This is a genomic window from Paenibacillus agricola (assembly GCF_011440305.1).
GTDB classification, from domain to species: Bacteria; Bacillota; Bacilli; order Paenibacillales; family NBRC-103111; genus Paenibacillus_S; species Paenibacillus_S agricola.
In genome coordinates, this window is the sequence record NZ_JAAOIW010000022.1 from 47,974 (window position 1) to 71,907 (window position 23,934).

Sequence of the window (23,934 nt, forward strand, 5' to 3'; positions counted from 1 at the left end):
GGATCTCACCTTCTCCTTAACGTTATGAATATAAAGAAAACAAGGAATCTGATGCGTCCCTTGTTTTGAGATAATGGCTATGTCGTTCCGGTCTTATCTCGGTGGCCTTGTGCGTGGTCGCACTCCACCACCACTAACCTGTTCTAACTCGGCTTCTGCTACCTGTTCCTGAAGATCCTCGAGCTTAAGCTCAAGCTCCTCGTTCTGCTCTTTATTCTCTTCGGACATTTGATCACCACCTTTATCATATTCTCTTGCACAACTCTAGCGTATCACCCCGTCAAGTCTAATACTATTACCCATTCGGGTAATAAATAGTCAGTGGACTACTGACTTCATCCGACGACCGACTCACAACAGCTCCCTAGCCTGCGCGACCAGAACCGCTTGAATCCGCTTGTTAACCTTTAGCTTCACAAAGATGCTTTTGACATGGGCTTTGACGGTATCGACAGTGACGAGCAGCCTTTCGGCAATTTGCCTATTGGTTAGACCTTCCGCTACTTGATGCATGACCTCCAGCTCTCGGAGGGTCAAAGCAGCTTCCGGCAACGCAGCAGGAACTTTCTCTCCAATAGTGCCCCCTTCAACCTGGATGGATGCCTTCACCTGCATAATTTGTGCAGACAGCATTTGAAGAACGCTAAGCTTGTGTGGCTTAAATACATTAGTGATGAGGTTATTCTCCATGTAGAGGACTGCCGACAGAGTTCCCTGGAAAATTACTGGGATCGCGCAAGCGGAACGTACGCCGGATGTTCTCACATAAGCTTGGTTCTCGTAGCTATCCTCACAGCTCGCATCCGACACCCAAACCGCCGTCCAGCTCCTGTCTGCGTGTTCCACCAGCTCTCTCCAAACGTTCGGATCTTCGGCAATCGGGATTGCTGGCCGCACGCTCCTCCAACCGACACCTTCCTCCCCGCGGCTCTTCACTATCAATCCTTTCTGATCATATTCGATCCAACTGCCCCGTTGCGCTCCCGCACATTCCATTACAAGTATTAGCAGCTTTTTCGAGAGAGTCTCCAAGTCACGCTCTGCTGCGAAGGCCTGCGAGGCCTTGAACACCGTTGCCATATCTAGCATCTGCTCATAATCGATCTCCAGCATGTCGTTATAACGTCGCTGAACAATTGGCATTTTTGCAACCATCCGAACAGATGCGGGGTAATGGCCTTCAGTCGTTTGTTCGGACAACTCCACTAAGGAAGTCGAAGCAATCCTCGACATAGCCAACTGCAGTGCTATCTCCTTAGAGGCTCCTGAATTTAAATTCCCCCAAGTACGATAACAACGTTCCAGATCAGCCTTCGCTTCAGACGCGCTCGAATAACGTTCCTCAGGCTGCTTCGCAAGCAACCGCATCACGAAGTTGGACAACCCAATTGTAACTTTACAAAGTTGATGCAACGGCACAGGCTGTCTGGCCTTATGGGCATAAGCCCATTCCAAGGGATCTGTCGCTTCCAGAGGCAGTGAGCCGCACAATGCCTCGTACAGAGTCACTCCCAAGGAGTACAAATCACTTGTCACATCGATATTGCCACCTCTGGACTGGGTACGTTCAGGTGCCATATAGGGTGGACTTCCTTCGTCTGGAGCACCGAAGAAGCGTCCGCCTTCAGTAACCGCATCATTAAATCCGGTCAAAAAAACCTCTAAGGATTCCAGCTTCACCAATACCGTATCGGGTCTAACATTCATATGAATAATCTGTCGTGTATGAAGTTCATGTAGAACTACAAGCAGCCTAATTGCGATTGGATAGAAACGTTCAAGCGGTAACGGACCTCGACTCATCTCGTGGCGGAGCGGGACGCTCTGAATAATATCGTACACCAGTGCCAGGGAGCCCCTATCTCTCAATAGTGCGCAAGGCCGAAAGATCCCCGACACATCCAAGTCTGATAACAGCTCGTATTCGTGACTTAGCTTAGCGCTCTCGACCATCATCCGCTGTCCTGGCTTGGCCGTCTTGATGACAACTAGCTTGGATAAGGCATCATCCTTCGCATGAACGACCCACACGTTCTCGTCTTCGTAGATCGTATGAAGATACGTATATCCGGGTATATCCTGCATATTTTCTCCTCTGCCAAGCCTTTTTGTTTATTTTACAACATTCGACAGAAAAAGCAGAGAAAATATATCGCTACAAGTAGGAGAGAAGACTCATCCGTTAGCATCTTCTCCAGCAAGCAATTATGTGCAATAATCATACCCCCAAATCTCATCTTCAGCCTATAAGTGAAAACAGCCTTATAGCCAATGCGGAAACATGGACCATCCTTTTAACACTTATTTCTCAAAATTAGTATGATTAATTAGGTTATAATCCTTAATGATTTCTTCATAGAGACCTACGCGCCTTCGTAACGTCCATTCAAATAACGTCTTTACATCTTCAAAAATAAAGGGCTTAACTCTGTAGGTATTGCCCTCCGAGTAACTTCATCCTGTACTCAATGTTCGTAAAAGCCTACACAAATGGCATTATGCATATAATCACTTCTTCTATATTGATTAAAGCACCATTCTGCAAAACTATACAGCATAATCCCAGGTCAGCGGGAAATAGGTAATTCCTGAAACACAAGGAGTGGATATGTTTGCTCTGCATTGTTAACTGCTTCCTGATTGACACTGACGGAGAAATCCGCAACTTGGGCGGTATAACGCTCATTACGGAATGAACCGCCCATATCGAGCTCCTGCTTTACGCTCATCAGAATATCAAGACCAACGGATAAGCCGCTTTCCTGACTCCAGTTCAAACGCAGCGCCGTCGCCTGACCGACCAGATCATCGGTATGTAGGTAATATCCTTATACTTCAGCAGCGGGTATTTCAAGTGTGTATTGTCTAGCTGAATGGTGCTAAACTCATTCTTCTTCTTCCTCCTCTAATAGTTGGTTTAAGCGCAACATATTCGTATTCCAGAACTTGTTGTAGAAAGTCAACCAATTATGAATTTCTCTGAGCGGAGCGTCGTTTAACCTAAATCGCGTTTCTTTGCCGACTTTTCGGTCAAGTACAAGTCCGGCCTCTTTAAGGATTGACAAATGCTTGGATACTGCTGTACGGCCCATTTGAAACTGTGCCGTTAATTCATGAAGCGGTATCTCCTCTGCCTCTGCTAACAGACGAATCAGTCGGCGTCTGGTTGGATCTGCAATCGCGTCAAACACATCCCGCAACTGGGTTGTTCTCGCTCACAACACCCTCTCCTAAGCATGGAGAAGTGCTTATCGTGGACGCACCAAACCGGGTGTCCTATACTTGGGCCAGCGGAGGGGAGAAGCACACGGTCACCTGGACGCTGCAGGATTTAGGAGACGGAAAGGTTAACCTTCATCTCGAACAAACCGGATTCGCCAATGCTCAAGGTCTCGAAGGCGCTAGGTATGGCTGGGGTAAATGGTGCGGCGAGCTTAAAAAGGTATTAGCCTAGTTGTGTAGTCTCGCAGCAGGCATTTGGTTTGCCATTCATATTCGGGCACATGCGTATCCGTTTCTCCAGACTACGCTCTTTAAGAACCCCTTGTACAGAATCGGCGTTATAATCGGATTTCTTATGTTCAGCGCGATTATGACGATGATGTTTTTGCTGCCGCTGATGCTGTTTCAGTTATATGCTTTAAGTGCCGATACGATAGGATCGATAGGATCAGTCATGTTTCCCGGCGCAATCTGTGCGGCGTTGTGCGGAAAAATAGCCCGAAATATCGTTGTGAAAAAAGGGACCCGTTATGTTACGTTCACCGGGTTGGGTTTGATCGCTCTTGGATTTGCGCTAATTTGGATAAGCATTGATCAATGGGTGTGGTGGATAGCGGCGGCCTTGGTAGTCATGAACATGGGGTATGCTTTTTCGCAAACATCAATAACCGAAAGCGTATCCTCCACGCTCCGCGGGAATCAGATCGGAATCAGCATGGGATTGTTTAGTTTGGGCATGTTTATTGCACAAGCTCTGGGCACAGCTATGGCGGCTAAATTGCTGGATGTTTCCTTTCTAGCATTTCCGTTACATTCGTTCGTTATGGAGAAACAGTCGTTGGTGTACGTTAATTTAACGCTTTTAATGATTCTGGTTATATTGTGCAGTTCTTTTATGTACTTCTTATTTTCACGGCGTGCAAGCCAAACCTCAAATTTAGGAGCTGAGAGTCATGGGAATTAAATTCGATATGATCGGCATTGTTGTGAAAGACATGAAAAAGGCTTTAGACTTCTATCGCATACTTGGATTGGAAATACCGGAGCGTGCCAACGACGACATACACGTTGAGGTTGCGCAAAGCGGTTTCCGACTGGCCTTTGACACACAAAAAACCATTAAAGACATTTATGGCGGTTGGGACGAGCCCGCAGGTCATCGTATTGAGCTGGCATTTCTGTGCGACAACCACGAAACGGTAGACAAGTTGTTCGATAGAATAACGGAGCATGGATACAGCGGACACCGCGAGCCATGGGATGCTGTCTGGAGGCAGCGCTATGGGATTGTGCAGGACCCCGATGGCAATTTAATCAGTCTCTTTGCTTAGCAGTGGCTCATAGAAAGTAGCCGGCTTTCTTCAAATGAAGGAAATTGGCTTTGTGCTGGTCATTCCGCTAAAGGGACACGAGGGAGTTAAACAAACAGGCTGCAGTTGGTACTATATTTCACTCATAAAAAAGAACTCTCCAGACTTGGAAGGTTTTTACACTTATATAAATGCGTTTGCGGGTAGTGTCAGCTACGCTGGAATTCCCCCTTTGTGGTGCAGCGCTGGTCTTGCAGTGCATGAATGACTAACGGCACGATAGTTCAATAAACTAACAGGCTGCCGTGGCAGCCTGTTTTTGCGCAAGTATGGCGAATGATCCAATAAATATACCTTAGCGTACGTTTGCGCGTTATGTTGGCGGGACCCCTTTTGGGCGATATAATCTTGCTAAATGTCAACCCCATGCAAAGTATCGCCTCTATAACTAGGCTCTGCATGAGGATGTTGAAATACCTGACAATCGAATCTTTATTTATTCTCAATGATATCCCACCTTCTTATTGAATTTTTAATCTAAACCTGTAATTATTAACCTGCATTTTCATTTCTATGCTCCCTTCCCTCTATGGCTACAAACCAATACCATCAGCAGCATTCTCTATAAAAAGAGACTTCGGCCGAATATACTTTCTAACCGATGCCACTGTTGTGTGCCGTGTCTGCACCATAATTGCCCGCTCGCTTTTTCCTGCTTGCCAGGAAACCGTGGCTAAACCGGACCGCAAGCTGTGACCAGCAAATTCCGTTTCATCTAGACCTGCCGCAGCCGCATAAATTTTGACGACCCTCGCAACCGCCCTGTCGGATAGGCGCTTCGGCAAAATGGCTCCATGCCTGTTCATTGGGCGAAATACAGGACCACTTGTAAGGCCCGCCGCCTCAATCCACGCTTGATAGGCCGTGACAGGGCACGTTTCCGGTTTGGTGCCTCGGGGGATGCCTATCGATTGCCCTTTCCCTTCCTGGTCCGTTTTAGAGCGGCGAATATTAACAACGAGCCCTTTAGGAACAAACCCAATGTCCTCCACATCGAGGCCAACTAATTCACTCCGCCGGAAAGCTCCAGCAAACCCTAGCAAAACCATTGCTCGATCCCGTGCACCCAGCAGGCTATTTGGGATAGCGGCAAGCATCGGCAGCAGCACTTCCAGGACGATCGGCTGTTTCCCCTTTTCCTCAACTCCATGCAATCGCCGGATGCCGGCCCAAATAACAGACCGAATATTCTTCGTATTTGGTGATGCATGCCCAGCCAATTCGTGGGCTGTGGCGATCGTGCTCATACGCCGGCTAATGGTACTTGCTTTATATCCGGAATTGGCCAGCGCTGTTAGATAAAGGCCGTAGGTTTCTTCGTTGGTGGGCAGAGAAGGCAATCTGTGTTGCTCGCACCAATCCTCGAAATGGTGCCAATTCGTTTTATAAGATTTTCGTGTATTGTCTGCTTTCGACGCGGACTGGTATGTCTTCATTTGCTCCTTGAGTGTTTGCAGTTCAGCCTCCACCCGTTCCAGTTCCTGCCTCACTTTATTGCCTAACAAAGCATCCCCTCCTCTGCGAAATAGTAAACGTATTAACTAAAGCCCAAAGGCTTATCCTCTTTCGTTAATCCGTAGTCGCTAATACATCCATAAAACGATCCTTCTATTTTTATTAATTCCGTTAAATATTCACTCCTTAAAGTTTACATAACATATATTACCGCCCCTTATTGCGAGTAACCCATTGCTGCTTTAACCAGCTTGCTTACAAAGGGTTACAACCAATCAATTTATTGTATCTTATTGCCGACCATTTTTTCGGCAAATTCCGCTTCGTATGTAAACTGGGGGACAGATCTGCCGGCATTTACAAAAGCACTAGGCCACAAACTCCAATTCTTTAAGCTATTCCAGTCCATTTCTTTGACCATGTGGCCATAATGGTACTTGGCTTCCTTTAGTAGTTTAGCCCTTTGTTTGCTCGGCATTCAAATTACCATCATTTCTTTTGTTATCTGTGCCCAAAAACCTTTAACTGCTTGCCCAAGTTTTTCTAGCCAAAATGTACCCTCCCTCTCTTTTTCCTTTTTTCAACAATCTCTTCCTAACGTCCGATACGCTTATAGTATCGGACGTTAGAAACCTGCCTCCAGCATACCATAATCCACTACCAATTTCATCTATTATTTTACATTTATTTATGATATAGTTAACCATAATACAATGGTTAACTGGTTAACTTCTTTTATAATCAATGTTTTATGGTTAACTTTAAATATAATATGGAGATGGTTTGAATGTCAAAAATAGTGACGAAGGGCATTAAAATGACGGAAGAAAGAATGGCCTTAGTGAATGCCCGCATTGCAGCCTCAGGCTTGGAGGCTGACGAGTACCTGGAATCCCTTATGGCCTTGGAGACTATGAAAGACCTGCAAAAACGGAACCCCACTGCTTCGCATACCCTGAGGGAAATTGAAAAACTCGTGAACCGGATCTACCATGCTACAGCCCGGATTTATGAAGAAGGCGAGAATTCGGTCGATGACCTTAAGGGGCAATCCGCTGCTTTTGCAATGGAGCGGGAAGCAGAGCGGGAAGCCGCCCGGCAAGAAAACAAGATTTTACTCAAGAAGCTGGCCCAAAAAGATGAGGAACTGGCCGTCGCGAACAAACAGGCCAATGAATACCGCCTGCAGGCCGAACAAGCTGCTAAAGCGGGCACCGCGTTAGAGGAACTCGCCCGCCTTTCTAAAGATAAGGCTGCCCAGTTGGAAGCCCAATTAGGAGTGCTGCAAGCTGCAGCAGGGGAAGCTGCAGCTTTGAGGGAACATCTCCTGTTTAGCGAAAATAAGCGAAAGGAAAATATGGAACAACACCAGGAAGCTGAACGGCTGCTCCGGGAAGAAGCCAGTGAACTGCGGCGGGAAGCCGCCCGCAGCCAGCAAGCTGCCCAAGAGGCAGAGGCCCGCTACCATCACCAATCGGAGTTCCAGCTTAAACAAAAGGAGATGGAGAGCCGGGAGTTGTTGTTGAAGGAGAAGGAGGAGTGGCAGGAGAAATTGGCCGCCGCCAATGAACAGCATGCAACACGGCTTGCTCAGCTAATAGACAGGCTCTCCAGGCCAGTGGTAGAGGATCTGAACATGCAGACGCCTAAAATTTAGTTTTAGTAGGTATTGTAAAATAAATAAAAAATGGGCTTTGTTCGTATCATTTATTGATTTTTAATACCCCCCTCTCAAAAGTTGTTACCTTGTTACCAATACTATCAAATATAATTAAAATATCAGACCTGTTGATTAACCACTAAATGGTAGAAAAAGAGCCGCCAACCCAGTAAAATGTTTGTACCCCTACAAACAATCGAAAGGTGGCGGCTCCATGAAAAAATCTACCACGATTCTATTGCCGGAGGAAGTCATATCCGTTGTTCAAATTGCCGATTACGAAGACAAAGCTCGCAAGTTTACGGTGTACCATCTGCTTCAATATTGGTGTATGGCAGCATTCGAGGAGTGGGGTAGTTATCGATATGGCGTCGACCACGCGGCTTCCATTGGCTTTTTTCAGGTAAAGCTGCGGACGTTCTATTTTCGGTATTTCAAAGCGTTATTTCACTTGCTTGTGAGCAAATGCAATCGGAAAACAAGCAGAAAGTTGGCGTTTCCTAAAGAGTAGCTTCTCATTGACTCTACGACCGTAACGGTTGGTAGAACCCGTTTGCCTTGGGCACCGTATCATGGTGAACGAGCTGGCATTAAGCTGCATGTGGCGCTACAGGCTGAAAATGAACAACCACTGAACGTCAGGTTCAAAACATGACGGTCCGGTGAGCGAGGGATTGAGCCAAGTCGATTACATCATGGTTATGGATCGTGCCTATGGAAAGCTCGAACGTTTGGATCGTTACAAAAAGGACGGACAGTCGTTCGTCATTCGGCTACGAGACAATGTGCATCTCGAAAATCCACGTGCCTTACGTCGTCAAAAAGACATAAGTTCTTCCGTTGTTCGTGATATCACTTGCCAGCTTGGAACGCCACAGTGTCGATCTGAAGAACGCCACCGCGTAGTGGTCTTTCAGGACTGTGAAGGTCGAGAAATCCGAGTCGTTACGGACTTGATGCAAGTCACCGCCGAGCAAATTGCACAGATGTACAAAGCTCGTTGGCAGATCGAGGTGTTTTTCCACTGGATTAAACAGCATCTGAATATTCCCACTTTGTTTGGCACAACTGAAAATGCCGTGTACGGTCAACTGTTTAGAGCTACTTTAATGGTCTACGTTTTGCTAAAATGTCTGTTTGACGCTTCAAACGCAACAATTCCTCTTTATACGAAACTCTCTTTTATCCAATTTTCACGTTTGCTCGTTCTTAATAGGCCTGCCTATTTAGCCCCCTAGAAGACTTGGACAGTACACCCCTTAATGAAATACAATAATATTAGAGGGTGGGGAACGTTATGAAGCGTGTACAGCATGACCTTAATTTCAAGATGGATATCATTCGAAAAGGGAAAGAGATTGGGAACTTTACAGCCGTAGCCCGGCAGCACGAACTGGATCCAAAGATGGTTTTGCGGTGGGCGGCAAAAGAACTGAACCGTAAAGATGTGGATCAGTTGGATGGAGCCAGCAAGAGGCAAGCCGCTTTTATCCCTACTGCTGAAGATTTCAAACAGCTTGAACATGAGAATGAAAAACTGAAAAAGCTACTGGCGGAACAAGCCCTGGAAAGGGAAATTCTCAAAGACCTACTAAAAAAAACGAACCCCAACTTGCGGATAAAATAGAAACCGCCCAGAAGTATATTGACCAAGGGCATAGGATTGCCTTCGTGCTCCGTGTGCTGGAAGTCGAACGATCGACGTATTATGCACATGTGAATAAAGCTGAAAGGAAACCTATCCACAGAGCCGGTCGCCCCGCACCCGGTTACTCTTATAAGACAGACGGCAAGCTCGTAAGTGATGAAGAGATCTGCGAATGGCTGATGGAGTTCCTGGCGGGTGAAGGGGCTGCCTATGGCTACCGCAAGCTCACTGTGCTGCTAAAAAGACGCCACCAGCTTGTGATTAACAAGAAGAAAGTATACAGGCTATGCAAGCGGTTGGGGGTTCTGAGACCGCAACGTAAGCTGAAAATGAAACACCCGAGACGGCTGGCTAACAACCGTGTGATTACAGGTTCTAACCAACTGTGGGAAACCGATATTAAGTATGGTTGGGTGGCTGGAGAGCATCGTTTCTTCTTCATTATGTGTATCCTAGACGTGTTTGACCGTGCCATAATCACGTACCACCTGGGCTTAACTTGTTTCTAGGGGGCTAAAAAGGTTGTTGCTCTTGGTTTATCTTATTTTCGATAATTAATCTCTCTCCTTTCATTAATTCCATTTAAAATCGCAAAAATGATTCGTACAAATTCTTTAATTCTCTGTTCAACAATAATGCTTTTTTTTATTTTGTTCGCACCTGTACTGATTAATTTTCTACAACACTTTGGTCTTTCCACAATCACGCGGTAAGGTGATTGTAAATAACGTACCTGCCTGCGGTTCGCTGCTAACAGATACCATCCCAGAAAGAGAACGAATTACTTGATACGAAAATGTAAGACCTAGACCTGTACCACTTGATTTAGTTTAAAAATAAATAGTACCTAAGCTTTTAACTTGAGTCCTCAGCCATTCCAATCCCATTGTCTCTAATTGTCAATACAACCTGATTATTTTGTGCGACTAACTTAATGACTACTTTTCAGTTAAGGGATTTCTACAACTCATTCGCGAAAATTCCCTGTCCAAAGAAAAAATGCTCCAATATGTAGATATAAGTTTGGATGAAATACAACGTACGGAAACCATACTTTCTGAATACCTCTCAATCTCGAAACCACTCACAAATCGGCGCGAACAGGTGCTGTAAGCGGGTTTCGTACTTCGTGAAGCTGCTACGTGGCTGATTGCCTGCACTTTTTCATGATGCGCAAAATTAATGGATAATTCTTTGTCCGAAACTGACTTGCTAAACAAAGAGACTAATAGTGTTGGAAACATGAGCACAGGCCTCAACTGCATTTTTCATAAAGTTCAGAAGGACTTGCTTCATTTCTTCCGGATTTGCCAGTATCATTGTGGGTTGATCTGTTTTTTTAACTTGTATTTGAACATTGTTCATGTTTGCATAGGGTGTCATCTCAAAGTATAGATATTAGTTGTAACTCATGTTACTTCTAAAAGACCAAGCATATATTATGAATAGTAAAATTATACCATATCTAAGTAATACTTCGCAGTCAAATGTTGAAAATCAGCGGGTACCGATCGATTGTCCCTGAACCCACCCCGAAAATGGCGCAGTGGCATATGCGACATTTCCATCCGCTGTAGACCAAAAGGGTGTAGCGATCGTAAATATCATGGACAGTACGATCATCCAATCCTTGTTAGCAGCATTCTGACCCTAAGTCGCATCATCCTCATCCTCATCCTCCTTCATTTTCAGTCGAAGATGAACGATTATGTCAAAATTAATTCCTCAGATTGAATCTTATCACAGTACCATGAAAGAATTCTGAAAGAAAGCGATCCTACCAGACCAGATTGACTATGATGATTTATTACATTGCACATTTATATGTGACGAGCGTTCCACATGCCTCCGCCCGAAACTCTTCATAGAAAACGGTGCAAAGCTCAAAACGGGTGAACGGGGAATTTTTGTTTCCCAGGCATTAATGGACTTATTTGACGACTATTTATATGAAGTCCTTGATGAGTTGGATTTTCGTTCGAACTTTGTATTTGTGAAGCTTCGGGGTGAAAATGAAGGGAAACCAATGACCTCCATTGATGTGGAATCCTTGTTTAAACGGTTGCGGCAGAAGACAGGAATAAATAAACTTCATCCCCACCTTTTTCGTCATACACATGCAACGATGTTCTATCTGGAAACGAAAGATATTAAGCAGGTGCAAGAACGACTGGGGCACTCACAAATTCAAACAACGATGAATTTATACCTACATCCTTCAAAAGAAGACATCCGTAAAGATTGGGAGAAAGCACAGCCAATATTTCAGCTGAATTAATGAAGCAAAGGTGATTTAAGATGAAAAAGACAAAGACTGTTATACATCCTTACAGAGAGGAGTTAAGATTTCATGAGCGATTAGAGCAAGAACTATCTACTTATCCTGAAAAGACCATTCATACAGAGTCGGGCGTCTCAAAGATCATACCAGGTCGTTTGCCCGGCCACCTGCCCCGTATTTAGGCGGAAACTTATCGGACTATTTTCTTGTCACCACTTTCGGCTGGTGTGCATGCTTCTTACGTGCTTATGGATAGCCTCTCTTTTGTACAGTGCTTCCTTGATCATCCGAATTAATTGCGCTAAATGCTCGTTTCTTTTCTTTTTTAACCGCCTTATAAATTGTTTCATTTTTTATAAGGTCGTTTCTGTCTTTACGATTTCGTTATTGGCACGAACACCCTGCCCTACCTTTAGGACTTTAACTACAACAGCAATGGCCAGGATCAATAAACTGTTAATTAAGAAGACATAAGGGATTGGAACCACACTGGCAAGAAGCCCCCCTAGCATAGGTCCCACCATAGTTCCCATCTGCATTGCAGATTGATTGAGCCCAAACGCCCTGCCTCTAAAGCTTGTGTCAGTAAATTGGACAATTAAAGAACTTATTGCCGGGAAGACGGCCGCAAAAAACAATCCATATATAAACCTCAAGGAACCAAAACCGATTAAATCATGGAATGCTATTTGAAGCAAATTCCCTAGCCCTCCACCTACTAGACCGATAAACAATATTTTGTCATATCCGTAGGTGCCGCCGAATTTCCCCCACCTGGGGGCTGCAATCAAGGTGGCTAGCCCCACAGCAGAGAAGATGATTCCCGAGCTTAAGGAAGCATTGCCACTGCTCGCGCCAAGCTGAATAACATAAATCGTTAGCAGCGGCTCGATGATCATAACAGATGTATGCACGACAAAAGTAGTAATGATGATGAATAATAAGCTGCGGTTAGAAAATACCAGCTTCAGGTCACCAAGCACATTGGTACGAGCTGATGATTTGTTGATTTCCCCTTCCTTCACCCAAATCCATGCAGTAATTAATGCCATCAATGACATGCAGCTAGAAAATAGGAAGGCTTCACGATTACCTATCAAGTGGCTCACAAAGCCCCCTATCAGAGGGCCGATGATACTGCCTGTAGCCATAGCGGTTGACATTATTCCAAGTGCATAGCCTACCTTTTTTTCGGGCGTGTTCGTCGCAACAAGCGCAACCGCAGCCGGGATATAACCGGCGAGAAGCCCTTCCAAAATTCGCAGCGCAACAAGCTGATATGGATTTTGCACAAAATAATAAAGCGAATAGATAATTGTAAGGCAAGTCGCGGCGCGAATCAGCATAGGCTTTCTGCCATATTTGTCGGCCAGCGATCCCCAGAATGGAGAAACAAATGCACTTGCCAGAAAGCTTACCGAAAATACCGCACCCGACCATAGCTCAAGATGGTCGTGGATTCCAAGCTGGTCCTGTAAAAAGATCGGTAAGAAAGGAATAGAAATAGAAAAGGACATGCTGATAAAAAAAGCTCCAATCCACAACACAAATAGGTTTAATTTCCAAGAATATGCCTGCATTTATTACATACCCCCTTCCGACGAATTTAAACAAAAGGAAAAGAGATTCTCTATGTAAGTGCCATCGGTTAATTAAAAAGCATCCTTGAGCATTTTAGCTCCATGTTACAAGCGTTATCTTGTTACCCAGAAAAAGAAGCCTTAAAATTTTCAAAGCTATATTCATGGGTTAAGTAATTTTTATCTCTAAAACCGAGTTCATACTCATTGTATCCCTTAGATTCAAGGTGTCCTTTTATTCGTTTGAGATAGTGGCGGAGATACGTGTCCACCGCGCTTTCTTTTCTTCCGATGTTTACGGCAATTTGGGCATTATCTTGACCAAGAAGATGCAGCCTTACAGTTTGATAACGCTCAAACATCCTTCTACTTTGCTCATGTTTCAGTCGTTGTTCAACGTCAATTAACTTTTCCTCTACCGTTTTCACATTCATCACCCGTCCAATAGTTGATCTTAACCTATTCGACATCAGTGACTTGAACTTCCTTCCAAGTTACATTAGTTCAACTTATATAGATAAAGATGGGTTACTCTATGGGAGAATGAAGAATCACTTGTTCCATAGCCACGAACACGGAGAACAAGTGATCTTTCAAACACCACGTGGCTACCGCGATCGGCTTCTCGCTAAGTTACGTCGTTAAACAGGAATACAAAGCTTGTTCGGCTAACATCTTTCAGCTGTCGTAATTACAGACGGCTTTTTTTGCGATTCACTAACTCTGATGTATTAAGACCACAGGTAAACATCTTGGTGTTCCATCCTCTTCATCTACTACTCATCCCCTTTTCCGTTATATGTATAATTATAATTCGGTATCTACTTTCATTTAAGGATTGCTTTTTTACTTTTTGGTGTTCATTTCTTACATCCATCAGTTACTAAAGCATCTGTTTGGTCATTGTTTCTACAAGTAAACTTCCTATTCCAAGCCAATCAATCAGCTGGCCAATCATTCCAAGCTTCATTTAAATCTCGTTGACCAACCCTTTATAAGCACCGAAAATGAATCTCATAACAAGCCCCACAATGGCTGTAGTCGTAACTACCGGTAAGAAATTGACCGCCCCTTAAATAATTACCACCGACCAAATCTTCTTCGTTGAGTCCCCCTGGTCCCTCTCAAGTACACGCGTAACACCGATCAGCACAGCAGATGAGGCGTGTGGATAAACAGAAGCGAATCCCTTCTTTCTCCAAGGCTTCCCAAGCAATGGTGTGGTTAATGCTGTAATTGATCGCAAAAGTGAGCAATAACGGAGGGGTAGCAGGCATAAATAACTTGAAAGCCTTCTTTGATCATCGCCATGGAAACACCCCATTCTGAAGGATATTCTGAATGATTCGTGACCTTCCTACCCGATTCCTTCACCTCGACAATCAATCTTATGGCTCGACAATTTATGATGTGCGGAAGATGGGCTATACAATAGATATGTTAGTTTTGTTATATTTCTTCATAAAAAAACCGCTCCCGAGTCAAGCTCGAGAAGCGGCTCTAAAATGGTTAATTAAAAACTCGTCTTCAATCTCCCAGATCTTTTGTCAGCGAATCTATAGGGTCGATACTCTCTTACTTTGCGTAAAAAGAATAAAATATACCTCGGCTTAAGGAGAAAAGCCAGTCAAATTGTCGATCATCGGACAAGTTCTCTTCACTGGTAGGATCAACAAAGAAGATCACCATTTCACCGTTACTTTGGATGTTGAATTTATCATCTTCACATAGCACGCACATTTTCATCAGTTCTTTCCAGTAACCAAAACCTCGGCTGCCGCCCGAGGTATTATGCCTTTTTTTACTTCAAGGACACTTTTTCAGTGCCTTCGGCTGCCCTAAGGTCAATTTTGGAACTTATGGGACAGCCCCTGTATAACCTGTAAAACGCTATTCAATTCCTCTGCTTCTGTTTCTCAAGTTGTTCCAAATAAGTTCTCCCTGCGTCCAGAACTGCAAGAATTCGATCCACATCATAAACACTTCCCCGCCAGGTCCCGCCGCTTGCAGCTTGTAGGCCGGCCCATAAACGAGTATCGTCAGGAAGCTCAGGATCCGGTGCCAAACTAGGATGTGGTAGCCTGTTAAGCAAAATTCCCGCGCCTTCTTCGGGACTGAATGTTACATCGCCCTGGCCGATAAAATGTACGGTTCCCTCCAGCCGGTTCAGATCAATGGTCACTTCAATTCTGTCGCCATCCCGCAATTTGCCAATCGGGCCGCCAGCTAACGCTTCAGGACCTACATGACCGATGCAGGCTCCGGTCGATACACCGGAAAAACGGGCATCGGTAATCAGTGTGACATGTTTACCAAAGGGTAGATATTTTAGCGCTGAGGTTAATTGATACGTCTCTTCCATCCCTGTTCCGGATGGTCCTCTGCCCATCAAAATGAGGATATCCCCTGCATGAATCGCTCCCTTTTTGATGGCTGTTATGGCTTCTTTCTCGGTTGTGAACACTTTAGCAAGCCCACTATGACGGTAAAACCCATCAGCACTCACCTTTTCAGGATCGATTGCGGTCGATTTAATAACTGAGCCTTCAGGAGCGATATTACCCGTCGGGAATGTCACGGTGGATGTCAATCCTCGCTTAGCAGCCTGCATTGGACTCATAATAACATCATCTGGATTGACACCGTCTTGTTCCTGTAGACGCTTGCGCAGCAGGTGCCGCCGTTCCGAATGTTCCCACCAATCTAGCACAGCGGACAAATCGTCCCCAGCAACCGTCTTAACCTTTTCGTTCAACAAGCCCAACTTACGCAATTGAAGCATAACCTCGGGAACGCCTCCCGCCAGAAAGACGCGGATGGTCGGATGATAATCGGGTCCGTTTGGAAGCACGCTTACCAGTCTTGGTACGTTCCGGTTGATCCGATTCCAATCCGACACCTCCGGAATTCGGCACTTCGCAGCATGGGCTATGGCCGGAATATGCAGTAGCAAATTGGTCGAACCGCCAAAAGCAGCATGGACGGCCATTGCGTTCTCGATGGCTGCGTCGGTTAGTATATCCTTCATGTGTAAGCCTGTGGATTGCATCCACATAACAGACCTTGCTGATTGTCTGGCCAGGTTCAGCCAGATGTTTTGCCCGGATGGCGCCAGAGCGGAATGCGGCAACGCCATACCCAACGCTTCTGACACGACCTGTGCAGACGCCGCTGTGCCCAAAAACTGACACCCGCCTCCCGGTGTAGCGCAAGCGCGACAGCCCATCTCGGCAGCCTCCTGCAGGGAAATCTCTCCCTGAGTAAACCGGACCCCGATGGTTTGAACCTTGCCTGCATCCTCACCGTATTCAGGGGGAAGGGTCGCGCCTCCGGGAACGATGATGCAAGGTAAATCATGCATGGACGCAAGCGCGATCATAGTTGCTGGCAATCCTTTATCGCAGGTCGCAATTCCTATGACAGCGCTGCGGGTTGGTAGGGAGCGGATCAGCCTCCTGTAAACCATAGCAGCGTCGTTTCGATAAGGCAGCGAGTCGAACATGCCTGTCGTACCCTGGGACCGTCCATCACACGGATCGCTTATATATCCCGCAAACGGAATAGCCCCCATCCTGCTAATTTCCAGCGCTGCTTCTTTCATCAGCAATCCGACTTCCCAATGTCCGGTGTGGTAGCCTAAAGCAATCGGGGTACCGTCATCAGCGCGCATCCCTCCCTGTGTACTTAGCAGAAGAACCTGCTTTCCGCGGAGCTTCTCAGGCTTCCAACCCATGCCCACATTTTGGCTCATGCCAAACAAATCACCGCTTGGAAGATTGGTCAGCATATCCGCTGTTAGCGGCAACGCCCCCTGAGGTCCGGGGGCATGTGTCTGAATCATATAATCTTCGGGCTCATCCTGACCCATGATGTAACGAATGGCATCGCTCACTTTTATTCTCCTGTGGTTGTTTCAGATTGGTTATATCCAACAAACGATCGTTTCCCCAGTCAAATATTCGGATTGCGGCCCGCAGAGAAACATCACGATTTTGGACATATCCTCAGGATGGGCAATCCGCTGTAGCTTTGATAAGCCTTCTTCACTTTTTACCGTGCGTGTAGCCGAAAAACGACCTGTGTAGGTTGGTGCTGGGGATATGCAGTTCACATTCACGTCGTACGGTCTCATCTGTACAGCCAAGCTTTTCGTATAATGAGAAATTCCTAGTTTAGCTGCGGCATAAATCACACCGGATGTCACAGGAATATGTCCTGCTATTGAGCCAACGTTGACAATCTTTCCGCTGCGCCGCTCACGCATATGCTGACCGGCAAATTTGCAGGCGTACATCGTGGACAAAAGATTGCGTTCGACCACAGAACGGATGTCGTCGACGCTAATATCCAGTGAATCGTTAGGCTCCGGCCGGGGAGTCTTAAAGCCAATATCACCGCCCGCATTGTTGATTAATATATCAATGGATCCTAAAATCTCAATGGATCGGGCGATCAATTGTTCAACCTGGGCGGGATCAGCCAAATCGGTTGCGATAAATTCGGATTTAACACCAAGTGCAGCAGCTTCCTTCGCGACTTCGTAGCCTGAAGCAGCCTCGTTAAATTCCGCTGCTTTCTCGGCGGTTTCATCATGAATAATGATATTTGCGCCCGCTCGGGCCAGATCCATAGCATACTGTCTGCCCAGGCCACGACTGGAACCGGTGACAAGCGCATTTTTACCTTTCAAATCAAGAACACTCATTTATTTACACCTCAACTTTTTACCAAATTTTCTTTCTCCCGAATCTGAACGATCAAAGATTTTAAATAGGAAAGGGCCGTTTCCATTTGCGATTGTTCATAAGCGATAATTGCCGTAGGTGATTCCCCTTTTTCGAATGGGGTTCTCCAATCGCCGCTCACTTTCGCGCGGTCATGCACATAACGAAGTAAGCGTGTAAGCTGGCTTGCAGAGCGCTCTGGATATTCGGTCCAGTAATCTTCTTGTAGCACCCTAACATTTCTAGCTTCGAGTGCTCCATGTTCAAGTGACATGGTTACCTGCGGCTGGGCTTCTGAGAATATGCGGAACAGCTCGGGAAAATCAATCGAGCCTTGACCCATCGGACACCTTACTAGCCGATAGCCTTCTTCATACCAATAAATATAATAGTCCTTCAAATGGATATTTTTCACATATGGAGCGACCCGCCGAAAAAAATCGTTGGGCTCTTCGGCAGTTGCCAACGGATTTCCCGTGTCGAGATTGATACCAAAACGTTCCGAGCCGATAGTCTCACAAAGCCAGAGCAGTTCCTCGGAGGCCAGGTCCTGATGATTTTCGACAGCCAGATTGACGCCCGTCTGCTCAGCCGTTTCCGCAGCTTCTTGAAAAGAGGTTAGAATTTGATCCAAAAACGGTTTCCACGTGCCGGCCATATGACGACGGTCTCCACCGAAATGGGCGCCGCCCACTACCGTTCTGACCGTTATGGCGCCTACCCGTTTCCCAAGCACCAGCGCTTCCTTCAACTCATCGGGATCGAAGCCGCCTGCGGCGATATTAATGAACATACCCTTAGCGCGCGCATAGTCAGCAGCTTCATCTGGATTATTCTCTTTTAACAGTTGAAAAGGGATCTCGATGCCTTCGAGACCATTTCTTTCCGTTATATCGATTAATTCTTTAGGTGTTATCGGCTTTTTGCCAGATTGGGAGTTGATACCCATATCATAGGTAGTGCCATATACAGTGAGTCCGTATCTCATGCACTTCAGCCCTTTCTTTTGTATTAGGATGCGGTCCAACCGCCGTCGATAGTAAGTGAAGAGCCTGTCATAAAGCTGGAGGCTTCGGAAGCCAAATAAAGGATTATACCAGAGAGTTCATCCGGATTTCCCCAACGTTTAATGGCAAGATGATCTAAAAAAAATTGGTTAGCCTCTGGATTGTCCATAACCACCTTGTTTAAATCGGTAGCGAACGGTCCCGGACAAACAGCGTTAGCGGTTATGTTGTGTTCTGCCCATTCCAGTGCCATCACTTTCGTTAATTGGATTAAACCACCCTTACTCGAGCAATACGCGGATCGTTCCGGGAGTGCTACTGTTCCTAACATAGACGACATATTAATGATTCTTCCGTATTTTTGCTTGATCATATAGGGAGCCACCGCCTTGGCGCACAAGAAAGGTGCTTTCAAGTTCGTGTTTTGAACAAGGTCCCAACTTTCTTCGTCGTAATCTAGGATCGGCTTACGGACGTTAATCCCGGCATTGTTGATCAGGATATCAATGCGGCCCAAAGCCCGGACCGTTTCTTCCGCCATACGGCGAACCTGTCCAGCATCGGTAACGTCGACGGCTACGCCGAGCGTCTGGCGACCGGTTTCCTCCCTGATCCGCTGGGCACCTTCTGCTGCTTTCGCTTCATCCCTGCTGGTTACAGCCACAATGGCTCCGGCATTTGAAAGGGCTTGGGCAAAAACCAACCCCAACCCTTGGCATCCGCCGGTAATCAGCGCAACCCTGCCATCTAATTTGAACTTATCCAAACTCATCGGCTTCCTCCCCTTTTGACTTTTTCAGCCATTTTTGTACAGCTTTTTTAATACTTTGCCCCACCATCGGCAAGTCCACCGATTACAAAAGTCTGCGCACCCAGATATAAAATCACTGCCGGGATGGAAGCGACAACCGAGGAACTCATAAGTAGCCCCCATATGAAGGTATCAGAAAATTTAAAGCTCGCAATCCCGATCGTCGCGGTCTGCTGGCTCGGGCTGGTAGTTACAACAAGCGCATATAAAAACTCATTCCATGACATGGTGAAGGCAAAGGTAGCAACAACCGCTATCCCTGGTGCAGCAATAGGGAGAACAATCTTCCATAGCGTTTGCAGCCGGTTGCAGCCATCGATAAGTGCAGCCTCCTCCAGAGATTTCGGAATGGCTTTGAAGTAACTGAGCAGCATATAACAGCAATAAGGGACGATAAATGTCGGATAAATAATGAGCAAACCGAACTTGTTATCGGCAAAACCGAGCTTGCTGATAAGCACATACATCGGAATAAACAGGACCGCCGCCGGCATCAAATAACAAATGATAATACTCTTTGTAAGAAAGCTCCTGCCCCGGAATTGCAGCCGGGTTAGAGCGTAGGAACCGAAAATGCTGATCACCAGGGATAATATTGTGGCCAAACCGGATACATATAAACTGTTTTTCATATTGCCCATGAATTCCGTTTCTTTGAACAGATCGGAATAATGTTGTGTCGTGATTTCAGTAGGGATTAATGTTGGCTTGGCATCGTACATCTGATTGTTAGGCGTAAAGGACGTCTTGACCATCCAGTACACAGGGAACAGCGTCCAAATCAAACCGACCGCTACAATGAAATAAATCAGAACCTTCTTTCGAATGTCACGTATAGCGGATGCTCTCACGACTATTTCCACCTCCCCTCATTCTTCCTTGCCCAGCTTCCTTGTCATGAAGAACATCAAAACAAGCAGGATAGGGATAATAGATCCCGCAACACTTAGCGATTTACCCATATTATTTTGGAGGAATGCCACCTCATAGGTGTATACGGAAATTACGGCCGAATTGTACAAAGGTCCCCCGCCTGTAATCAGAAAAATATTTTCAAAATCGTTAAAGGTCCAAATTGAGGAAAGCATGGTAGTAATAATAATTACCGAACTAATGGAGGGAATCGTTACCGAAATAAACTGGCGTATCGTCCCTGCCCCGTCAATTTTGGCAGCCTCGTACAACTGCTTGTCAATGGTTTGCAGCCCTCCAAGAATGCTGAATAAAAAGAATGGAATTCCACGCCATATATTTACGATAATGACGGAAACCAGAGCAATGTTGGGACCACTCAGCCAAGCTATGGGAATGTCAATCAAACCGCTGCTGAGCAACACTTGGTTAATAATGCCGAAGGTATCGTTATACATCCATTTCCAAGTGAGTGCCGCAACCATCCCCGAAATAGCCCATGGAACGAGGAAGAGCACACGGATAACGGATCTTCCGAAAAATTGCTGGTTGAGGGTCAAAGCGAATATCATCCCGAAAACCAGTTTGAAAAATACGTCTGTAATGAAATAAACAAAGGTATTCTTTAACACCTTCCAATAGACGGGGTCGGAGAAAATCTCACGATAGTTGTCCAAACCGATAAAATGTGCATCGGCACCCACCGTTTTATCGGTCAAACTGAGGTACAGCGCGTTACAAAAAGGAATGCCGATCACCACGAAGATGATGATGATGATCGGCATTACTGACGTATACCCCAAAAGCAAATCGCTTTTTCGGTTCGATTTTAGCATGATTTCACCTGCCCAAGGGAGAGTACGCCAGTGTAGGAACCGGCGTATTATTTTTTCTCGTACACTTTCTTGTAATCTCTTTCGATTTCGTCTAACGCTTTTTGCGGATCCATCTTATTGACGACAATTTTTTGAACGCCTTTAGAAAGAATATTTTCGCTGGTTACTTGGGAAGCGCGGGCATCCGGAGGTCCAGGGTCGCCAAGCGGTACAATGTTTCTCGTTGCATCGAACCAAGCTTTATTTTCCGGTTTTTGCCAGAATGGTGTATTTTCGAGCCCGTTTAGAACCGGTCCACCCAAGCCGTTGAGCTTCTCAAGCAATTTCCCATAAGAATCTTTGTCAAAGAAAAATTTGATGTATTGCTTGGCGGTATCCGTATTTTTGGCTTTTTTGAACATAATGAAAGCTGTGCCGCCGCCAGAACCAAACTGTCTTTTAGGACCGGCAGGCCACGGCAGGATCCAAGTTTTTTCTAGCAATTCAGGCTTATCTTTTTTCATAGCCGCATAGACACTACTGGAATTAAAAATAATTCCAACCTGCCCGGCCAACCATGCGTTATTGTTATAAGCATCGTCCCCGGTTACAGCTCCTTGGGGGGATAGACCTTCCGTGAAGAAGCTTGCGTCATATTTAATAGCTTCCAAAGCTTGCGGTGTGTTGATGGTGACCTTCCCATCCTTATCGACCAAATCAGTACCGAAGGTCCTGATTAGATTGTTGATCCGGCCTTCCGAATCTCCACCTCCGCCAAGTTGAAAACCAAGTCCATAGAAGTTGTTTTTCGGATCATTCATGGCTATGGCCGCGTTTTTCACATCTTCCCATGTTTTTGGTTGTCCAAGCTTCTTTTCTTCCATTTTATCTTTGCGGACATACATAACATTGGGACTATGATAAGCTGGAACTTCGAACCAACCTTCTAATGCATATGCATATTTCTTCGAATCTTCTCTAAAATCATGCTGCTTCAGAATATCTGAAATTTCCACGAGTTGGTTGTTCGCAACAAATTGTTTGGCGACAAAATCATCCGCTAATAGGAGGTCAGGCGGATTTCCTGCTTCGACGGCAGCAAGCAGCTTGGTTTTAACATCTGCTGGCGGGATGGCCACATATTCAACGTCAACATTAAAATCCTTCGCGAATTGTGCAACTCTTTCCTTTTGAAAATCATTGTAATCCTTTACATACTCCGATTTATCCCAAAACACCAGCTTACCTTTGGGTTTAGCTTCTGCGGCTGGAGCAGGTTGAGCAGTTGCTCCATCTTTGGGGGTTGCTGTGGGTGTGTTCGTACTTCCTCCCGAGCTGCAGGCACTAACGAACATTAACACGAACATAAGCATTAGAGATAATCCCTTTTTTAACATATTTCTCCTCCTTAAAGTTTTGTGTAGCAGAACTTACTTTGTAAGCATCTACTGATTTTTTGCAGAAACTTACCCCCGTAAGCATCCGCTTAATTCGGATTCAATCTTATTACTGTGTCAGTATAACTGAGGTTACATGATGAAAGGGCTTACAAATTTTCCTTCCATCCTTCGGCTTCAGCTCGTTCATAGGCTATACGAGGAACCTGGGTCGCCAGCTTCCCTCCACTGATGTCGATCATCGTTCCAGTAATATATCCCGCATAATCGGAGGCCAAAATACAAATCAAATTTCCTATTTCTTCTTTGTTGCCCCACCTGCGCAGCGAAAGATTATCTAGCAGCTGTTTTTGTTCTAAAGGAGACAGTTCCGCAAAGTGATTCATCTCGGTAGGGATAACCCCTGGTGCATAACAGTTAACCGTAATGTTCCACGGACCCAATTCACCGGCAAGCACCCGCGTAAAATGGGCAACGCCTGCTTTGGATGTAGCATAGGCCGCACCCCCATAACTGGGAATAATGGCCGCAAATGAAGCGGCATTAATGATGCGTCCATACTTCTGCTTTTTCATAATAGGAATTACAGCTTTGCACATTAGGAAAGTACCTTTTAAATTTACATCAATGTTAAGGTCCCAAATCTCTTCGGACAGACTTTCTACCGGTCCTCCGCCCGCCACTCCGGCATTGTTAACCAAGATGTCGATACGCCCATACTTCTGTTCAGCTTCTAGGATTACTCGCTGGATATCGGAGAAATCCCGTATATCACAGACTTGTTGGAACCCTTCCAGACCATTTTCATCAAAAACTTTTTTCACTTCTTCCAAAAAGGCTGGGTTTAAGTCGATGACGATCGTTTTCGTTCCTTCCCTGGCCAATGTCAGAGCAATCTCTCGACCGATTCCCCGCCCCGCTCCAGTAACGATAGCTACTTTACCATGCAGATCAATGAGCAAAAGTAGTCCTCCTTCCGTTTGTCCGCCCCAAGTAAGATAGCAATACAGATGTTTATACTTCGACATCCCCCCTCAGTCAATTGCTTTCAT

24 protein-coding genes and 2 pseudogenes are annotated in these 23,934 nt (G+C 45.6%); 9 read left to right on the top strand and 17 right to left on the bottom strand.

The features are described from left to right. Window positions 1-93: 93 nt before the first annotated feature. The 4 genes from G9U52_RS41130 to G9U52_RS34020 all read right to left on the bottom strand — a co-directional run bounded on the left by G9U52_RS41130 (window position 94) and on the right by G9U52_RS34020 (window position 3,191). Window positions 94-228 (bottom strand): hypothetical protein, encoded by a 135-nt coding sequence (locus tag G9U52_RS41130; RefSeq protein WP_279538791.1) that lies wholly within the window; start codon window positions 226-228, stop codon window positions 94-96. A gap of 123 nt (window positions 229-351) precedes the next feature. Continuing rightward, a complete protein-coding gene (locus G9U52_RS34010; protein WP_166156325.1) occupies window positions 352-2,085 on the bottom strand; it encodes a protein kinase domain-containing protein in 1,734 nt (577 codons plus the stop codon). Window positions 2,086-2,567: 482 nt separating this feature from the next. Further along, window positions 2,568-2,777 (bottom strand): hypothetical protein, encoded by a 210-nt coding sequence (locus G9U52_RS34015; protein WP_166156328.1) that lies wholly within the window; start codon window positions 2,775-2,777, stop codon window positions 2,568-2,570. A 108-nt stretch (window positions 2,778-2,885) separates the two neighbouring features. Continuing rightward, the gene (locus G9U52_RS34020) at window positions 2,886-3,191 is read right to left on the bottom strand and encodes an ArsR/SmtB family transcription factor (RefSeq protein ID WP_375790311.1); all 306 of its coding nucleotides are present in this window, start codon (window positions 3,189-3,191) and stop codon (window positions 2,886-2,888) included. Between G9U52_RS34020 and G9U52_RS39530 the strand changes: the two genes are divergently transcribed. From G9U52_RS39530 to G9U52_RS34035, 3 genes are read left to right on the top strand one after another with little or no spacing between them, the layout of a single operon-like run. Next, window positions 3,101-3,454, top strand: a complete 354-nt coding sequence (locus tag G9U52_RS39530; protein ID WP_207953384.1) for an SRPBCC family protein — start codon at window positions 3,101-3,103, stop codon at window positions 3,452-3,454. The genes G9U52_RS34020 and G9U52_RS39530 overlap by 91 nt on opposite strands. Further along, entirely contained in the window at window positions 3,455-4,186 is a 732-nt protein-coding gene (locus tag G9U52_RS34030) for an MFS transporter (protein WP_166156336.1), read from the top strand. Beyond that, on the top strand, window positions 4,176-4,553 hold the full coding sequence (locus tag G9U52_RS34035; protein WP_166156339.1) for a VOC family protein: 378 nt from the start codon (window positions 4,176-4,178) through the stop codon (window positions 4,551-4,553). The genes G9U52_RS34030 and G9U52_RS34035 overlap by 11 nt, the downstream gene beginning before the upstream one ends. A 572-nt stretch (window positions 4,554-5,125) precedes the next feature. On the opposite strand, the gene G9U52_RS34040 is transcribed toward G9U52_RS34035, so the two are convergent. Both G9U52_RS34040 and G9U52_RS34045 read right to left on the bottom strand, forming a co-directional pair. After that, complete coding sequence (locus tag G9U52_RS34040; protein ID WP_243767722.1) at window positions 5,126-6,097, bottom strand: site-specific integrase; 972 nt, start codon at window positions 6,095-6,097, stop codon at window positions 5,126-5,128. 230 nt (window positions 6,098-6,327) lie between these two features. Then, window positions 6,328-6,525, bottom strand: coding sequence for a hypothetical protein (locus G9U52_RS34045; RefSeq protein WP_166156342.1), 198 nt, complete (start codon window positions 6,523-6,525; stop codon window positions 6,328-6,330). A 309-nt stretch (window positions 6,526-6,834) separates the two neighbouring features. On the opposite strand from G9U52_RS34045, the gene G9U52_RS34050 reads away from it, so the two are divergent. From G9U52_RS34050 to G9U52_RS34070, 5 genes are all read left to right on the top strand, one after another. After that, window positions 6,835-7,704, top strand: coding sequence for a coiled-coil domain-containing protein (locus G9U52_RS34050; RefSeq protein ID WP_166156345.1), 870 nt, complete (start codon window positions 6,835-6,837; stop codon window positions 7,702-7,704). Window positions 7,705-7,921: 217 nt separating this feature from the next. After that, a complete protein-coding gene (locus G9U52_RS34055) occupies window positions 7,922-8,218 on the top strand; it encodes a hypothetical protein (RefSeq protein WP_166156348.1) in 297 nt (98 codons plus the stop codon). Window positions 8,219-8,402: 184 nt separating this feature from the next. Further along, complete coding sequence (locus tag G9U52_RS34060; RefSeq protein ID WP_311764974.1) at window positions 8,403-8,945, top strand: IS4 family transposase; 543 nt, start codon at window positions 8,403-8,405, stop codon at window positions 8,943-8,945. A gap of 92 nt (window positions 8,946-9,037) precedes the next feature. Next, entirely contained in the window at window positions 9,038-9,334 is a 297-nt protein-coding gene (locus G9U52_RS41135; protein ID WP_207953378.1) for a transposase, read from the top strand. Between the two features lie 44 nt (window positions 9,335-9,378). Further along, a complete protein-coding gene (locus G9U52_RS34070) occupies window positions 9,379-9,864 on the top strand; it encodes an IS3 family transposase (RefSeq protein WP_166156357.1) in 486 nt (161 codons plus the stop codon). Window positions 9,865-10,032: 168 nt separating this feature from the next. On the opposite strand, the pseudogene G9U52_RS41970 reads toward G9U52_RS34070, so the two are convergent. After that, a pseudogene (locus G9U52_RS41970) lies at window positions 10,033-10,264 on the bottom strand (ATP-binding protein); the annotation flags it as partial. Window positions 10,265-11,219: 955 nt separating this feature from the next. Between G9U52_RS41970 and G9U52_RS34075 the strand changes: the two are divergent. Next, window positions 11,220-11,633: pseudogene (locus G9U52_RS34075) on the top strand (tyrosine-type recombinase/integrase); the annotation flags it as partial. Between the two features lie 356 nt (window positions 11,634-11,989). Here the strand turns inward: G9U52_RS34075 and G9U52_RS34080 are convergent. From G9U52_RS34080 to G9U52_RS34125, 10 genes are all read right to left on the bottom strand, one after another. After that, window positions 11,990-13,216 carry an MFS transporter gene (locus G9U52_RS34080; RefSeq protein WP_166156360.1) on the bottom strand — a complete coding sequence of 409 codons (1,227 nt, stop codon included), beginning with the start codon at window positions 13,214-13,216 and terminating at the stop codon, window positions 11,990-11,992. 122 nt (window positions 13,217-13,338) lie between these two features. Next, window positions 13,339-13,650 (bottom strand): hypothetical protein, encoded by a 312-nt coding sequence (locus tag G9U52_RS34085; protein ID WP_207953379.1) that lies wholly within the window; start codon window positions 13,648-13,650, stop codon window positions 13,339-13,341. Window positions 13,651-15,110: 1,460 nt separating this feature from the next. Beyond that, entirely contained in the window at window positions 15,111-17,084 is a 1,974-nt protein-coding gene (locus tag G9U52_RS34090) for a YjhG/YagF family D-xylonate dehydratase (protein ID WP_166156494.1), read from the bottom strand. A 54-nt stretch (window positions 17,085-17,138) separates the two neighbouring features. Next, the gene (locus G9U52_RS34095; protein ID WP_166156366.1) at window positions 17,139-17,921 is read right to left on the bottom strand and encodes an SDR family NAD(P)-dependent oxidoreductase; all 783 of its coding nucleotides are present in this window, start codon (window positions 17,919-17,921) and stop codon (window positions 17,139-17,141) included. Window positions 17,922-17,932: 11 nt separating this feature from the next. Then, a complete protein-coding gene (locus G9U52_RS34100) occupies window positions 17,933-18,928 on the bottom strand; it encodes a sugar phosphate isomerase/epimerase family protein (RefSeq protein WP_166156369.1) in 996 nt (331 codons plus the stop codon). A gap of 23 nt (window positions 18,929-18,951) precedes the next feature. Continuing rightward, on the bottom strand, window positions 18,952-19,719 hold the full coding sequence (locus G9U52_RS34105; protein WP_166156372.1) for an SDR family NAD(P)-dependent oxidoreductase: 768 nt from the start codon (window positions 19,717-19,719) through the stop codon (window positions 18,952-18,954). A 47-nt stretch (window positions 19,720-19,766) separates the two neighbouring features. Beyond that, window positions 19,767-20,609 (bottom strand): carbohydrate ABC transporter permease, encoded by an 843-nt coding sequence (locus tag G9U52_RS34110; RefSeq protein WP_207953380.1) that lies wholly within the window; start codon window positions 20,607-20,609, stop codon window positions 19,767-19,769. Between the two features lie 18 nt (window positions 20,610-20,627). Beyond that, window positions 20,628-21,506 (bottom strand): carbohydrate ABC transporter permease, encoded by an 879-nt coding sequence (locus tag G9U52_RS34115; protein WP_166156375.1) that lies wholly within the window; start codon window positions 21,504-21,506, stop codon window positions 20,628-20,630. A gap of 47 nt (window positions 21,507-21,553) precedes the next feature. Beyond that, on the bottom strand, window positions 21,554-22,882 hold the full coding sequence (locus tag G9U52_RS34120; protein ID WP_166156378.1) for an ABC transporter substrate-binding protein: 1,329 nt from the start codon (window positions 22,880-22,882) through the stop codon (window positions 21,554-21,556). A gap of 149 nt (window positions 22,883-23,031) precedes the next feature. Next, complete coding sequence (locus G9U52_RS34125) at window positions 23,032-23,844, bottom strand: SDR family NAD(P)-dependent oxidoreductase (protein WP_166156381.1); 813 nt, start codon at window positions 23,842-23,844, stop codon at window positions 23,032-23,034. Window positions 23,845-23,934 lie beyond the last annotated feature (90 nt).